Genomic DNA, 16,046 nt, shown 5'->3' on the forward strand with positions numbered 1-16,046 from the left:
CCGCTTCTCAGCCACGGATTCAAAAATAGTTACGGTGACCTTCTGAATGGGAATGACTTCGGCTTTGTATTAAACTATGCCGCCATAGACCCGTTTACCCGAGAGAAGCCGTGGATCGTCCCGCAGGTAGGTGATGGTTTCGAGATGGCGGTACTCTCCAGTCCTTTCAAGAGATGATTAATGCGTTATCCTATGATTCTAGGATTCGTTGTGCTGATCCTGCTGCTCGTCTTGTGGGTGATGAACCTCCAAGCGCCGACCCATGTGAGCAGCCTGGCCTATGATCTGCTGCTGTCCACCCTGCTGTCGCACAGTGTACCGGAAGTGTCGGTCGAGCGGCTCGCCTCCGGACACTTTCGTGTACTCGATGCCCGCTCATACCGTGAATTTGAAGTGAGCCATATTGAAGGCTCCACCTGGATTGGTTACGAAGATTTTGCTCTGGACCGGCTTGGTGGAATCGATAAACAGGTGCCCCTGGCTGTTTATTGCGCGGTGGGATACCGGAGTGAACGCATCGCGGAAACACTGCGTCGGCATGGCTATACCGATGTCGTCAACGTCTATGGCGGCATCTTCGAATGGATCAACGCCGGACAACCGCTCGTGAGAGGCGATGGGACAGAAACCGAAGCAGTCCACGCCTACTCGAAGTTCTGGGGCATCTGGCTCAGACGCGGAGTACCTATCTATAACTAGCGGGCCGCGAGGCTATGTTTCGCGATGATCTCGATCGGATAGGACCTAGACCGTCCCTACCGCTTGAGTGCCCTCCCAATGTAGGATACCGCACCACATCGTGTCCGGATACAATCAGTCCCGTTACGGAGGAGCGATGGCGTTCTTTTTTCCTGCACGATCCTACACACGATTTCTCTTCCATTCTCCGCTGATTGTCGGCGGCGAGTCGGGTGTTTGCGAGGGAACGCTGAGAAACCTCTCGATGCAGGGCTGTTCCATGGTATGTGATCGTGAATTCCCGCTGGGCAGCAAGGTGCGGGTGAGTCTCCTCTTGCCTGATCAGGCGTCGGCCTTGCCCATTGAACTAGGTCGAGTGACCTGGGTGCAAGGCTATGAGTGCGGGGTTGAGTTTCTCGAGTTGCCGCTACAATCCAGAATGCGTCTCACTCGCACGCTGCGAGTCGCCCTCATACAATTCCTGAATGCTCGCAAGAATCATGAGTGGCAGAAACCTGCCATCTAGAAGCACGGCCGCGGTTCATGTGAGAAGACCTTACGAGAAGGTCCAGCTCTCTCTACATCTCCGACCATGGATACCATGGCGCATACTACAGAGCCTTCGGCCATAAGGAACTCAGCTCCGGATATTCGGCCCGATAGTCCGCATGACCGGCGCGGATGACCTTCAGCGCTTCATCCCGTCCATACACGCTCGAGATTTCCACCTTGTGATGCGTCGTGCCGGGTGCGCTTTTATAGGTGAGAAAGTAATGCTGAAGACGATCCAGAAGCGTCGCTGGACATTGTGAAATATCGGTGAGATTGCCGTACACCGCATCATCCCGCATGACGGCGATGATCTTATCGTCGGCCTCGCCGCCGTCGGCCAAGCTCAACCCGCCGATCGGCAGTGCCGTCAGGAGGATGTCGCTATGCGGAATGCTCTTCTCCGACAACACACAGATATCGAGCGGATCCCCATCCCCCACTATCCCCTTGCGGCGGGCCCGTTTGGCGAAGATGCCGGCCACCTGTTCTCCGGAGTAGGTCTGCGGAATAAGTCCATAATAGACCGGGCAGTAATTAGAAAACCGCTGTGGTCTGTCCACCTTCAGGAAACCGCTGCTCTTGTCCACTTCATACTTCACGGTGTCGGTCGGGACAATTTCAATGTAGGCCGTCACCACGTCGGGGGCTTCTTCCCCGATGGATACGCCGTGCCACGGATGTGCCTTGAACATCAGTCCGAGCAGACGTTGGAAGGGATCGCTTCCCGTGCGCATCTCCGGCGCTCTGCCTGTGTCTTCTCTTCTTTCCTTCTCTTTCTTCTCTCTCATCTCCCCTCCGACTCGTTTCGGACACCGGCAGCTTGAATTTCCAAATCGCACCCCAGTATCGCTTACGCTCCTGATGAGAGCAATGGGTTCTATCAACGGGATCAGTGTAAGTCGAGAATCGTTTCTCCACGGAGAAACAGTATTTCCCCCACACCTCCGACTATGCACGCCCGCATTCTTTGTGGACTACGGCCACCGGTAAAACTTCTTTAGGCGTTGTCCTAATTTCCTTAAGAATCTCCAGTAAATAGAATTTTATGAAAAGTCAGCAGCTTCCCTGGCCGGTGGTCACCGGCCTACCGTAGCAATCACACTGCAAGAGCCGGCTATTCCAGCCTCGTGAAGACTGCAAAAAAATCCCTACCATAGGCCCGAGGACTGGGACCACTTTCAACACGGGAGGACGCCATGAACAAAGTTTGGTTGTACGTAGGTGCGATTATTATCGGAATAGGTGCGTTGGCCTACACCGTGATCACGACCGTGAACAGCACGATTCCTACGACGACCGATCTGAGAGCGGTATACGAGAAGGCCGAATAACGAACAGGTGCATCGTCAAGTGCATCGTATCGTATGCTGCGGGGACGCGCTCAACGTCCCGTATAAGTGATCGTGTGGGAAAGGAAAGGTTTCGTCCATCTTCCCGTTTCGATGAAGGAAACGAGCCATAAGGCGTTACTCAGTGCTGGGCGGAGCATTGTCGCGGTGGACCGTCTCGGGTGAAAACGCCGGAATGCAAACTGCAAGATACTCGGCTCCGTCCGGACCCGGCGTGCTATAGCGCACCCACTCTCCACGCGAGGTCATCACTGCTTGCCCGGCCTGCACGTGGAGCACCTCCTGTCTCGTTTCCACCCGCAGCATCCCACGCAAGACCACGGTATATTCGTCGAACTCCGGTGTCTGTCCCGGTTCCCGCCAACCCATTGGACTCTGCATGCGGGCGATGCTCACCCCCGACGAACCGGAATTCACTCGGCCAATAAACTCGTCGATCAACTTCGGTTTATTTCCAGCCGCCTGCACTCGCGTTGAACGCTCGATCAGAATTGCCATCGTGCCTCCTGTCGGTTACGTGCCAACGTCACATTTCGACACCTTCTCATTCGACGTTTTACATGAGGGAACCCGGCGTTTAGGAAGATAGGCCGTGAGATGTTTCTCGTGCAGACCGCAGCAGTGTGCTTCAGCGCTGTTTGCCGGATCGGCTCATAACACTTATTTCGTGCGAACCCTCACGATCACTGCGGCAATATCATACAGCATGACCGTCGCATCGAAGAATTCCATCCCGGTCAATTCCACAAGCTGCACGGCATGGGAACCGACCTTGGTCACTTTGCCCTCTAAGTCCTGACCCGATTCCAACTTGATCCTGACCCGCTTTCCGACCTGTTGTTCGAGTACAGATTTAACGACGTCGGGGCTGTTGAGATCCATGGCTGATTCATCACTTCCCGCCAATGCTGCCGTTCCCACAGGGCCCAAGATTATGGTCAACGCAAAAGTAAACACGACAACCGACATTCGTTGCTGCATGACATCCTCCGGTGAGTGAGTACGCCGACTGTCATCGAGGGAGCCGAGCATACCGTGCGTCCGGCAGAATGTCACCTGCCTCATCCCGCCTTCACGAGGTTCTCTTGGACGAATCCTCCCTTGAGTCGTCGATAAGAGCGGGCTACACTGATTGTTGTTTAGGTTTTCGAGCTAAACAAAAAGGAGAAGACATGAACACCGCAAACCCAATGCCATTGCCTCTCATCATGGGCGCCATACTACTCCTCGCTTCACCGGTCTTCGCGCAGGGCCTTCCTCCGACGGTGAAACAGAAAGTCGAAGCGGCGCAGAAGCAGGTGAAGGTAATCGGCATGGAGGAGTATCGGAAGCTCGTTGAAAATCCAGGTTCAGCAGTGATTCTGGATGTCCGGGAACCTCAGGAATATGCAGCCGGCCATGTGCCGGGTGCGATCAATATTCCCCGTGGCGTGCTGGAATTCAAAATCTGGAGTCAGCTCGGCTTTCCGGCCAACAGCGATATGGATCGACCGCTGGTCCTCCAATGCCAAAGCGGGAACCGTGCGTCGCTCGCGGCACAGTCTCTTCAAGATTTGGGGTTCACGCAAACGACGGCGGTCGTGATGAGTCTCGAAGACTGGCAGAAGGTAGGCAACCCGTTCGTGAAGTAATCGTTCGCTGGCGGAGATACTCCCTATGGAGCAGACTTGCCAGGAGGTCCGGCTCATCGAGTAATCGGACGTGACACAGCGAATAGGGAGCACGTCGTATGAATTCTATACTGCACAACCATGAAACCGATCACACCGGATACGGAACTGTCTTTATCTTTTGAGAACCAGCGGGCGATTGTGTCTCCCGGGGGTGCCTCATTACGCCGGTATCTGTTCATTGATACGGACGGACAGGAAGTCGATGTCGTTTGGGGCTACTCGGAGGGCAGCGGGAAGCGCGGCGGACAAGGCGACGTGCTCATCCCGTTCCCCGGCCGCATCACCAATGGACGCTATACATTCGAGGGACAATCGCTGCAGCTCGAATGCAACGATAAGGAAGGTCCGAACGCTATTCATGGGTTCGTCCGCGGCCTCCCCTGGCACGTGCGGGACGTTCGCCCCGACAGGGTGACGTTTGAAATTCTTCTTGATGCCGAGACGTATGCTGAGCGAGGCTATCCCTTTTCACTCGCTGTAGGAGTGAGATATGACCTCGGTGCCTCCGGACTCACCTGCACATTCACCGTGAAAAACGTAGGGCAACAGGCCGCGCCGGTCGGAGTCGGATTTCATCCCTACTTCACCGTTGGAACGACTGTGATCGACGAGGCTGAGGTACAAATCCCAGGAGCCGCCTATGTGGAATTCAACGAGCGGCTTGTTCCCACAGGCAAGATTCTGAATGTAACCGGCACGCCGTGGGACTACCGACGATTTCGCGGAATCGGCCGTCAGCGCTTCAACCATTGTTATGTCCAGCTCGAACGTGACACACAGGGAATGGCCACGGCGTCCCTGCGTCATCCCGTAAGCGGTCGTGTAATCGACGTTACGATGGACTCGGCGTTTTCCGCAGTGGTTGTCTATACCGGAGATGCCATTGTCGACGCGCCACGCGCTGCGCTTGCCGTCGAACCGATGACCTGCGCGAGTGATGCGTTCAATCACCCGGATTGGGGTCTGAAGCGACTCGTTCCCGGTGAGTCATTTTCCGGAACGTATCGGATACAACACTACGCTCTCTAGGGGAATGTTTCATTCAGCGACTCTACGGGCAAGCGCTCTGATGCAATGTGGGGAGCGTTGGAATGGACAAAGAGACAATCGTAGAGGACTCGTACTCAGGCAATCTTTCGAAGGTTGGAAGGCTTACCAGTAAGCAGATTACGGTAGAACTGCCATAACTTGAACTGCACCTCATCAAAGGATTCTCCTTGCACGGAAGAGTCAGGATAACCCTCCAGATAACCACGCCACTTGCCTTGATCTTGTGAGAGAATGTACTTTGGTGCGTTCCAGTCAGGTCTGGGTGCATTCAAGTCAGGAAGTCCTGCCTTAGGTCGTTCTATGTGGGGCATCTCTCGAGAGCTTTTGGTGGTATCACGGCTCACCTGTTGGACCTTGAACTGCAGCTCATCGAATGACGTCGCTTGTATTTCGCGATCCGGAGAACCGTCCGGATAGGCGCGCCATTTGCCTTGATCCTGCCAATACACCCAATTTGGTCGTTCCATGTTGGCGATCATAGCGAGGCTTCGAAAATCTGACCAGCAATTTCTGAATTCTTACCGGTTCAGAGATTCATGCTTCTTCCGTCGCGGACATGCCTTTTTAATATGGCGTCTTGACTGACATGATTTCCGATTGCTCTTCCCTGCAACCCCTGTCATTTCATCGTGTAGCGGCTAATCAACTCTCCTTTCATGTGGCAGCGGCCGGGTCGGGCACGAAGCTGGTACTCTGCCTGCATGGCTTTCCGGAATCCGCCGTGTCGTGGCGGCATCAAATTGATCCGCTGGCAAGGGCCGGGTATCGGGTCTGGGCTCCCGATCTTCGAGGATATGGCGGTACGACGCAGCCGACGGGCATGGACGCCTACCACATTGAGGCTTTGATGGATGACGTCAGCGGTCTTCTCGATATCGCTCAGGTTCAAAGCGCCATTTTGATCGGCCACGACTGGGGCGGCATCATTGCGTGGTACTATGCGATGCGGCACACCGATCGCGTGAACGCCTTGGTGATTGTGAATGCACCCCATCCGGCCTGCTTTGAACGAGAAATACGGCACTGGCGGCAATTACACCGTTCCTGGTACATGGGGTTTTTTCAAACTCCCTGGCTTCCGGAAGCGGCACTGTCAGCAGGGCATGGCTATGTGATCGGTGAAATCTTTCGACGCATGGCGGAGCGGATGCCGGATGATCTCGTTCAACTGTATCGACGACAAGCCTGCGAGCCGGGAGCGCTTACGGCTATGGTGAACTACTATCGAGCGGCCTTACGAGGCGGCGGAGCACTGCGTCAGCGAAGCTTGGGATATCCGGTTATCCCCGTTCCCACTCTGGTGATCTGGGGGCTGCGAGACCAAGCACTCGACAGTCGGAATCTGGATGGGTTGGATGATTTCGTCACTGATCTGACGGTAGTGTCGATTCCCGATGCCGGACATTTCGTGCATGAAGACCAGCCGAAACAGGTCACGCGTGATCTACTCATGTGGTTGCAGCATCACGAGCGGACCTGATTCGTTGACCCAACAGTTGACCTTCCTCCTTGGCCCGGCTGCATTCTGATGTGCCTCAACTCCGCTAGTCCCATCCGACTGTGTGCATCCTCATGGTTCCTCCTCTCGTCACTGGCCTATTCCTCACCAGTCGGAAGTACTCAAGTTATTGACGAATAAGCCGAACGCGCTAGTATGGAATCACTATATCTACGTAATTTAATGTCCGATGAGAAGAGGGCTCAATGATGGAAGTCGAGGCCGTCACTGCTTCGCCTGTTGACAAACGATCCGACCAGAGGACCATGGCTCTCCTTGCGGTTGCCGGCGCGATGCTGGCCGTCCTGATCTATACCGTGGTGGCACAGGATCAAGCCGCTACATGCCCCAGTGAGCTGATCGGAGCATGGGAGACCTCGACGAAAGGATACGAACAGGGCATGTTGGTGTTTACCAAGACCGGTGTGGCGTTCAATGTGGGAGACGATCATTTAGACGCACAGGCAGTCCGTCGCCTCGAGACGATTCCTGAAGGCTCCCGTACGCTGTATACCGTGACGTACGGCGACTCACACCGTGACGAGCAAACATTGTCCTTCTACTACCATGCGAAAGAGCAAACCATTACGTTCAAGAACCAGTCGCACCTTGTTTGGACCAGGAAAGCAGTAGAATCATGATCAATCCCTTTCAGCGTAGACAGCTCTTTGTCCATCCGGTTCAATACTGGTTTGTGGTCACCACCCTGCTCTACTTTGCCTGTCTCCTGATCACGCTCTATGCCGTGATTTTTCTTCCAATGGCCCTGCCGCTAGACGATCCGACGGTCTCCTGGGAACACCAGGCACAGATCGCGACGCAGTTCCTCGAATTAAATGGCCGGATATGGCCCTGGCTGGTCATCACATTCCTCCTCGTACTCCTCCACTCCATGTACTTCATGCATCGCATTGCGGGTCCGCTGTATCGTTTTATGGCTCTCTTCCGCTCGATTGGAACCGGACAACTGTATCAGCGGGCACGCTTGCGGAAGCACGACTACTTGCATCGGGAAGCTCAGGCGTTTAACAGCATGCTGGACCATCTTGAAAACAGGATACAGACCATCCATTTGCATTCCGCGCTCGTGACGCAGGCCTATGAAGCGGTCGCCCTGCGAGTTCAGGAGCAGACCCCCGGACGGATTACAGATGCCCTTCAGAACCTCGAGGAAGAAATCCGCCGGTTCAAGACCTGCTTGACAGAGTTTGAACTTCACACGCAACCACCTGTCAATCAGCAGCGGTTCGAATGGACCGGGGCGATCGTTTCGAAGTCCTCGGCCGTCATCAAGGCTGTGTAACGATGGGGCAACCACTTCGTGCGTCGAATCAATCCATGCAACAGACCGACGCTCCACCGGCTACCGGCATCTCGGAAAAACCCTTCCGCCCACAGTCAACACCGGGACCATCCCAAGACACGCGACAGGTGTCATGCGTAGTCCGCGGTTACAAGCGTCGGCTGATGACCGTCGTGCACCCGCTCCAAGCGCGTGTTCTCAGCCGCGTGATCGCGTATTCGCTGATCATGTTCATCATGTTGGCCATCCCGATCTTCAAGCCACTCATGCAGTCGCTCGAGAATCCAGCCCTGTCCTGGCAGGAACGTGCCGTCGTCGCCAATGATTTGCTGAACCTGCACGCCAGATTCTGGCCCTGGGCGCTCGGCGCGAGCGTCGTCGTGCTGATCCATTGCATTCATTCCTTGCTGCTCATCCAACGAGTGGCCGGTCCGCTCCATCGTCTCAAGCGGGTGTTTTCTCAAATCGGCGACGGCAACTTGTGTATGAAGGCAACACTTCGAGAAGGAGATTATCTTCACCCCGAAGCTGATCTCGTGAACCAGATGACCACCCAGCTGCACTCGAAGATCAACATGCTGAAACATGCGCAGGTCATGTTGGCACTCGATGCCACTCGATTCCGAGAATTGGCCGCCGTGAAAAATGACCCAGCCTTGGAGACTCTGGCCAAACAGATGGAACGGAACCTGGCCGGACTCAAAACCACCCTCGATACCTTCAAAACCCACAGCGGATAGACCGGGATGCGAAGTAGGACGGTACGTAGTACATTGAAGGACTCCTCTTGCGTGATACCGGGATTACATCCTCTATTCAGGCACGCAGAAGGTTTCACCCTCATTGAGCTCATGCTCGCCGTCACGATCGTCGGCGTCTTGGCCTCCCTTGCCGTTCCCAATTACTTGGACTTCGTTGAAAAGGCTCGGGTGGCCAAGGCCGTCTCGGAGCTTCACGGCCTCACGAAAGAAATCAAGGGATATGCACTAGGCGCCGCTCAGTATCCCAATTCACTCGCGGATATCGGGCGAAGCACGATGTTGGACCCATGGGGGACTCCGTATCAGTACAACAGAATCAACTGCGGGACCGTTAACGACCTTGGAAGCTTAGCCAGGTTGAAGTTACGTCGAAAGAACAGCCCCCGAACGATTCCTGCCGCCGACTCCTCCTTAACGTATAAAGATTGGCATACCTCTCTCGCCATTGATAATGGAGATGGTAGGGATCTTCTCCACTTTGTTCAAGGTGCTGGTGGTGGGAACGGCAATGGGGGCGGTGGAGCCGGAGGCGGAGGAGGTGCTGGAGGAGTCGGCGGAGGCGGCGGAAATGGGGGTGGAAACGTTGGGGGGAATGGCGGCGGGCCACCTTGCGGAGGTGTTGGGGGATCTCGAAAGGACCGGTTCTTGGTGCCAATTAACTCGGACTTCGATCTTTATAGCATGGGACGGGATGGTCGATCCGTTCCGCCGCTGACGGCACAACTGAGTCGGGATGATGTCATTCGCGCGAGTGACGGCGGGTTTTACGGCTTGGCTAAGAACTTCTAAAGGGCGAGTCCATGCAGACGACCATCTCCCGCTCCCTATTCCATAGCCGTATCGCAGGCCGCATTCTTGGGCTCTTCATCCTCTGTGCCCTCGTGCCGACCTCCATTCTAGGATGGGTATCCTATCGCCAAGTCACGGAACAGCTGCTCATTCAAACGTCAGCCCGACTGAAACAGGAAAGCAAATCCCAAGGAATGGTTCTGTATAGTCATCTTCAGACGTTGACGGCCGACTTGGATCGGATTGCCTCCCAATTACCTCAAACTGGCGTAGTCCTTGAGGACACGAATATCACCGATTCGGTGAAGGAATTCGGTCAACGCTTTCTCGAGATTCATCTTTCCTCATCCGATCCCATCCACCGCCACCTCACACAGGCACAGATCGCCCACCTTCGAGCAGGAAAGGTATTGTTGGAGATTCAACCTGTTCCTGGCCGCGTTCCTCGTCTCACTCTCACTCGCACCATCAATCAGGACCGATGGGAGACAGGACTTCTTTCCGCTCATATCAACGAAGCATCGTTGTGGAGCACTCAGGTGAAGGACTCTCTTCCTGGTGATACGGATCTCATCGTTGAAGACGGCCATCGACAAACCCTCTACTCGACCTTTCACCGACCGGTTACACTTCCTGACCTTCGCAGGCATGACGAGGCGGCCCCGATGGGAGAAGGGACCATATGGCGGTTCGGCGGACAGGAGTACGTTGCAGGAGCTTGGACGATGCCGCTTCGACACACTTTTTGGGTCGATCCATGGGTCATCGTTCTGAGCCAAACCCGGGAATCGGCGTTGGCTCCGGTTGAGCAGTTCCGTCACACATTCCTGCTCGTCATCGCCTCGGCACTGGGTGCGGTCTTTCTGCTCAGCCTTTCTCAAATCCGCCGCAGCCTCGAACCGGTCGCTCTCCTGCAACAAAGCACTGCCCGACTCGCCAGCGGAGACTTTTCTACACGCGTCACGGTAGCCAGCCAAGATGAATTCCAAGAGCTGGCGCATTCGTTCAACAGTATGACCGACAAACTGAGCCAACAATTTCACATGTTGGACACCATTTCGGCGATCAGCCAAGCCATCCTTTCGAGCCATGAACCAGCCGCCATGTTCAAGATCATGCAGTCCCGTATTACCGAAACAATCGCCTGCGACGCCGTGGGCATGACCGTGATGGATCCGGAGCATGCAGGTCCCGCGGAACTATGGGTGCAAGTTTTCGACGCTCAGTCGGATGGCGGATTGAAGACCTTTCAGTGCCGGTTTTCCGACGAACAACTCATTGCGATGAAGACTCACCCTCATTACCTGATCGCGATGGCCTCCGCCCTGCCGCCGTACCTCACACCCCTGCTCAAACTGGAGCTCTCATTCTTTGTCACGTTTCCTATCATTGTGAATGAAGTGGTGAGCGGCGCATTAATCTTGGCCTATCGCCAAAGACAAAAGCCGCCCGCTGACCACTTGACGCATGCCCGGCGCCTGGCCGACCAGGTGGCCGTGGCCTTGGCCAAGAATCAAGCCATCAAAGCGCACGTACGGGCGCAGGTCGAATTGGTGGGAGCCGTTGACGCCAGGCAGCAGGCGGAGGAGCGTGCGACGATGCTCCAAGCCACGAATCAGTCATTGCGCACGAAAGAAGAACGCCTTCGCCACCAACAGAGCGCCATTCTGAATCTCGTACAGGACCGTACGGTATTTGAGGGATCGCTCCCCACCACCGCCAAGCAAGTCACCATCATCGCCGCACGGGCCCTTGTGGTCGATCGTGTCAGTGTGTGGGTTTTTGAAGAACACACACGCGCCTTGTATTGCCTGGACCATTATGATCGAAGGACCAATCACCATACGTTCGGCGGCAAACTGGTCGGCACAGAATACCCCGGCTATTTCGAATCTCTGAATCAAGGCCACCTCATCACCGCAGCACAGGGACAACAGGGCTCTCCGTTTCGGGAACTGGTTTCGGATATGGTCGCACCTCAGGATATCGGTGTCCGGATGGACGTGCCCTTTAAGGCTCAAGGCAAATTGGCCGGCGTCGTCTCGATCGAACAGGTCGATTCGCCGCGTGACTGGGCCCCGGATGAACGGCAGTTCGCCCAGGCTTTGGCGAACTTCATGACGCTTGTCCTGGAGGCCGCTCGGCGTCGCGAGTCGGAAGAAGCCCTTGCCCTTGCCAAGCTTGCTGCGGAGGACGCCACGAAAGCCAAAGCGGAGTTCCTCGCGAATATGAGTCATGAAATCAGGACACCAATGAACGGGGTCATCGGTATGACGGAGCTCCTTGCCCGTACCCCTCTGTCGGAGATGCAACGGCACTATGTGGAGACGATTTACAACTCCGGAGACACATTATTGACGCTGATCAATGACATCCTCGATTTCTCGAAGATCGAAGCCGGCAAACTGGACATCCAGTCGGTGCCCATGAGTCTGAGAGACATCGTCGAACGGACGGTCGAACAATTGGCTGAGCGCGCACAACGGAAAGGCTTGTGTCTGTCGACCGAATATGAGCCTTCCGTGCCGACCGCCGTCATGGGCGACCCCGTTCGTATTCGCCAAATTCTGACGAATCTCCTGGGGAACGCCATTAAGTTCACTCAAGCGGGCGATGTGGGTGTGCAAGTCACGATGGACCCCCAGGCCCCCATGGAGAACGGTATCGCGGCGATTACATTCGCCGTCACGGATACGGGCACCGGCATTAGCCCTGAAGGGCAAGCGAAACTGTTTCAGTCGTTTTCTCAAGTGGATGGGTCCTCGACCAGAGTCCATGGTGGGACCGGTCTCGGCCTGAGCATCTGTAAACAGTTGAGTGAACTGATGGGTGGGACAATCAGCGTCGAAAGTATCATAGGACAAGGGAGCACGTTCCGCGTCGTCCTTCCCCTGCCCCTCCAGGCCAACGCCACATCGGTGGCCCCGACGAATTCTACATTGGCCGATCTCCGAGTATGTGCAGCAATCAGCCACCCGGCCACACGTCGGCTGGTGGCTCGCTATCTCTCGCACTGGAGAGTCGTGTCGCGTATGGCCGATACAGAAGCCGAGTTTCTCGAGTCGGTCATGACAGAGCTTGCCATCGACGATCGTCGGGTGGTCGCGCTTATCGATGAAACGTTCGCTGACACGACGGACACACAGTTGCTGAAGGCATTGGCTTCCGACTCCGCATTGAGTTCAGCGAGAATCTTGCGACTGGTGTCATTCATTCGGCGGGCAGATGTGGAACAGGATCCCTCTTTGGAGTCCATACCGGTGGTAACGAAGCCGCTGCGCTATGAAGCTTTTCGTGATGCGTTCGTGAATCTGATCACTCCCAAGCCGGTAGAGTCTCCACAGACGCGTTTGGTCGAAACCGCACCGACATTGTCAGGCCATGTCCTTCTTGCCGAAGACAACCCAGTGAACCAGGAGATCGCACTCTTGATGCTGAAAACCCTCGGCTGTTCCGTCACGGTTGTTCAAAACGGTCGACAAATGATCGCCCACGCACAAACCACTCCTTACGACCTCATCCTGATGGATTGCCAGATGCCGGAAATGGACGGTTTTGAGGCCACACGCGTCATCAGAGAATGGGAACAGAGCCATTCGAAAGCGGCTAGGCCGATCATCGCGCTGACGGCCCACGCCACACCAGGTGATCGTGAGCAATGTCTTGCCTCCGGCATGAATGACTACATATCAAAGCCGTTTTCCATGGAACACCTGAAGACCGTACTGATCTCCTGGTTGCCGCCGACTGCGGCGGTCAAGAACGTTGAGCGCTTAGTATCAAACCGTTCGGGCACCATCGCCGCACCGACTCTCCCAGAAGCTGAGCCGGAGCCACATGCCGACTTAATCGTCGATCAGAACGCATGGGAATCGATCACGAGCCTTCAAAAGCCGGGCAAAGAGGATGCCTTGGCCAAGATTTTGTCGCTGTATTTGGCGGACTCCCAAGACCTGGTCAATACCGTGCGCCAGGGCATTGTGACCGGCGAAGCAGATGCCGTGAACCAAGCGGCCCATAGCCTGAAGTCAAGAAGCTCGATGCTGGGTGCCGTGTCTCTTTCCCGGCTCTGTCGACAGGTTGAGGAACTCAGTCGCCAGGGGCAGCTGAAAGAAGCCGAACTGTTATTGGATCAGCTGGTGGCGGCCTTCAACCATGCCAATCAAGTGTTTCGAACTGAACTCAAGAGGAGAGCGGCATGACTTCCCTTACTCCACCCTTGCCTCCCCTGGCACTGATTGTCGATGATGACTCCGCATTCCGTACCTTGTCCCGCCTTAGTTTGGAGCAAGAAGACCTACGTGTGGAAGAGGCCTCGTCGGGCCAAGCCGCCATCGATTTTGTCACGGGCACAATGCCAGACATCATGATTCTGGACCTGCAAATGCCAGGGATGGACGGGTTTTCAACCTGTCGCCGAATCAGGCAATTGCCGCGTGGAGAGTTCGTGCCCATTCTGATCATGACAGGGCTGGATGATGTCGACTCGATCGCGCGCGCCTACGATGTCGGGGCGACCGACTTTATCGTCAAGCCCTGTCCCGGACTCATTCTTTGCCAGCGGATATGTTACATGCTGCGGGCGAGCGCGACTCTCAACGCCCTTCGCAGCAGCGAATCCAGACTGGCTCAAGCCCAGAGAATCGCTCTGCTGGGAGGATGGGAGTGGGACCTCCTCCAAAATTCTCTGCATGTCTCAGATGCGGCATGTCGGATCCTTGGGATCGCTCCAGTCTCCTTCGATCAGTCCCAGGCCGCCTATCTCGCCCGCGTCCATCAGGCAGATCGTCCGGTGATTGCCGAGGCCATGCGGGAGGCGGTCGCTGAGGGAACGGGGTTCGACTTGGACCATCGCATCGTTCAAGACGATGGTACCGAACGGATTATCCATGTCCTGGGGGAGACTATCATGGATGATACCGGACAGGCGCAGTGTATGGTGGGGACGATCCAGGACGTGACCGATATGCGCACGACGGAATCGAAGATCTATTTCCTAGCCAATTATGACGGCGCCACGCATCTTCCCAATCGAAACTTATTCCTTCATCGCGTCGAACAAGCGATGATCCGTGGAACCGGCCACCATGTCATCGGCGCGCTGTTAGTCGTGGGCATCGATCGGTATCATCGTGTGAGTAACATCCATGGATCCAGAAAAGCGGACCACCTGATTAAAAAAGTGGTCGAGCGCCTCCAGCAGACGCTTTCGTCGGGTGGCACAATCGCGCCGTTTTCAGGCACAGACACTTCCCTTTTGGCGCGTCTGAGTGAAGATCAATTCGCGGTCTTGCTGACCCATCTGTCTACGCCTGAGGACTCGGCAAAAGTGGCTCAAGCGTGCATGACCGCTCTTGGCACGCCGTTTCAACTCGACAGTACGAACATCACGCTTTCCGCGCATATTGGCATCACGATACCGGGAACCGACGGGACGGACGCCGATGTGCTTTTACACAACGCCTTGACGGCCCTTCAAGCGGCCAAAACCAAAGGACCCAATACATACCAATACTACTCCACTGCCATGAATGCTTCGCTTGCCGCCCGCATTACTCTTGAACAGGACTTACGGGCCGCCATTGCCGCGAATCAATTCATCCTCCACTATCACCCACAGGTTGATACCCTTTCGGAAAAGGTCCTTGGTTTCGAAGCGCTCCTCCGGTGGCAACATCCCACTCGTGGGGTGATTTCCCCGGCCGAATTCATCTCCGTGGCTGAAGAAGAGAATCTGATCATCTCCATGAGTGAATGGGTGATGAAGACCGTCGCACAACAACAATGGACGTGGCATAAAAGGGGATTGGCTCCAATAGCCGTATCAATCAACCTTTCAGGCCTGCATTTTCGACAACCGCATCTCGCCGATCACATCAAGTCACTTGTTTATGAGCATGGAGGAAAACCCCAGGATATTGAACTGGAACTCACAGAAGGCGTTCTGATGACCGACGCGTCAACCACGATTGCCACGCTAAAGGAGCTGAAGGAAGCTGGATTCCGCTTGGCCATCGATGATTTCGGCACAGGCTATTCATCACTCGCCTATCTTCAACGTTTTCCGCTGGATACACTCAAGATCGATCAGGCTTTTATCAAAGATCTCCAACCGGGTAACATCGACTCTCCCATCATGCGGGCCATCATCGGCATGGGCCGTACGTTGAAATTGCATATCGTCGCGGAAGGAGTGGAAACCCGGGAGCAGTTGAAATTTCTTCGCATGCAAGGATGTACCGCCTATCAAGGCTACCTGTTCAGCAAACCGGTCTCTGCGCATCAGTTGCAACACCTGCTTCGAGATCGTCTTTCAGAAGAAGTCGCTCTGATGGCCGGGCGGTCACGAAAACGCCTGGCAAGTTGACAGGAAGCGGATATTGACTCGTCTTT

15 protein-coding genes are annotated in these 16,046 nt (G+C 55.3%); 11 read left to right on the top strand and 4 right to left on the bottom strand.

Going from position 1 to position 16,046, the window contains the following annotated elements:
* Positions 1–180: 180 nt before the first annotated feature.
* A complete protein-coding gene (locus A4E19_03455) occupies positions 181–699 on the top strand; it encodes a hypothetical protein (protein ID OQW33466.1) in 519 nt (172 codons plus the stop codon).
* A gap of 136 nt (positions 700–835) precedes the next feature.
* On the top strand, positions 836–1,204 hold the full coding sequence (locus A4E19_03460; GenBank protein OQW33467.1) for a hypothetical protein: 369 nt from the start codon (positions 836–838) through the stop codon (positions 1,202–1,204).
* Positions 1,205–1,289: 85 nt separating this feature from the next.
* On the opposite strand, the gene A4E19_03465 is transcribed toward A4E19_03460, so the two are convergent.
* From A4E19_03465 to A4E19_03475, 3 genes are all read right to left on the bottom strand, one after another.
* Positions 1,290–1,964: an inorganic pyrophosphatase gene (locus A4E19_03465; GenBank protein ID OQW33643.1), complete on the bottom strand. Its 675-nt coding sequence runs from the start codon at positions 1,962–1,964 to the stop codon at positions 1,290–1,292.
* 732 nt (positions 1,965–2,696) lie between these two features.
* Positions 2,697–3,077, bottom strand: coding sequence for a cupin (locus A4E19_03470; protein ID OQW33468.1), 381 nt, complete (start codon positions 3,075–3,077; stop codon positions 2,697–2,699).
* 162 nt (positions 3,078–3,239) lie between these two features.
* Positions 3,240–3,611 (bottom strand): hypothetical protein, encoded by a 372-nt coding sequence (locus A4E19_03475; GenBank protein OQW33469.1) that lies wholly within the window; start codon positions 3,609–3,611, stop codon positions 3,240–3,242.
* A gap of 158 nt (positions 3,612–3,769) precedes the next feature.
* On the opposite strand from A4E19_03475, the gene A4E19_03480 reads away from it, so the two are divergent.
* Positions 3,770–4,210 carry a hypothetical protein gene (locus A4E19_03480; GenBank protein ID OQW33470.1) on the top strand — a complete coding sequence of 147 codons (441 nt, stop codon included), beginning with the start codon at positions 3,770–3,772 and terminating at the stop codon, positions 4,208–4,210.
* 120 nt (positions 4,211–4,330) lie between these two features.
* Positions 4,331–5,281, top strand: coding sequence for a hypothetical protein (locus A4E19_03485; GenBank protein OQW33471.1), 951 nt, complete (start codon positions 4,331–4,333; stop codon positions 5,279–5,281).
* Between the two features lie 95 nt (positions 5,282–5,376).
* On the opposite strand, the gene A4E19_03490 is transcribed toward A4E19_03485, so the two are convergent.
* Complete coding sequence (locus A4E19_03490) at positions 5,377–5,574, bottom strand: hypothetical protein (protein OQW33644.1); 198 nt, start codon at positions 5,572–5,574, stop codon at positions 5,377–5,379.
* A gap of 314 nt (positions 5,575–5,888) precedes the next feature.
* Between A4E19_03490 and A4E19_03495 the strand changes: the two genes are divergently transcribed.
* From A4E19_03495 to A4E19_03525, 7 genes are all read left to right on the top strand, one after another.
* The gene (locus A4E19_03495) at positions 5,889–6,782 is read left to right on the top strand and encodes a hypothetical protein (GenBank protein ID OQW33472.1); all 894 of its coding nucleotides are present in this window, start codon (positions 5,889–5,891) and stop codon (positions 6,780–6,782) included.
* Between the two features lie 224 nt (positions 6,783–7,006).
* Complete coding sequence (locus tag A4E19_03500; protein ID OQW33473.1) at positions 7,007–7,441, top strand: hypothetical protein; 435 nt, start codon at positions 7,007–7,009, stop codon at positions 7,439–7,441.
* On the top strand, positions 7,438–8,103 hold the full coding sequence (locus tag A4E19_03505; GenBank protein ID OQW33474.1) for a hypothetical protein: 666 nt from the start codon (positions 7,438–7,440) through the stop codon (positions 8,101–8,103). The genes A4E19_03500 and A4E19_03505 overlap by 4 nt, the downstream gene beginning before the upstream one ends.
* 2 nt (positions 8,104–8,105) lie before the next feature.
* Positions 8,106–8,843: a hypothetical protein gene (locus A4E19_03510; protein ID OQW33475.1), complete on the top strand. Its 738-nt coding sequence runs from the start codon at positions 8,106–8,108 to the stop codon at positions 8,841–8,843.
* Positions 8,844–8,954: 111 nt separating this feature from the next.
* Positions 8,955–9,653: a hypothetical protein gene (locus A4E19_03515; protein ID OQW33476.1), complete on the top strand. Its 699-nt coding sequence runs from the start codon at positions 8,955–8,957 to the stop codon at positions 9,651–9,653.
* Between the two features lie 11 nt (positions 9,654–9,664).
* On the top strand, positions 9,665–13,855 hold the full coding sequence (locus A4E19_03520; GenBank protein OQW33477.1) for a hypothetical protein: 4,191 nt from the start codon (positions 9,665–9,667) through the stop codon (positions 13,853–13,855).
* Positions 13,852–16,020, top strand: a complete 2,169-nt coding sequence (locus A4E19_03525) for a hypothetical protein (GenBank protein OQW33478.1) — start codon at positions 13,852–13,854, stop codon at positions 16,018–16,020. Before A4E19_03520 ends, A4E19_03525 begins: the two co-directional genes overlap by 4 nt.
* Positions 16,021–16,046 lie beyond the last annotated feature (26 nt).

The sequence above is a fragment of the Nitrospira sp. SG-bin1 genome (assembly GCA_002083365.1).
Classification (GTDB): Bacteria; Nitrospirota; Nitrospiria; order Nitrospirales; family Nitrospiraceae; genus Nitrospira_D.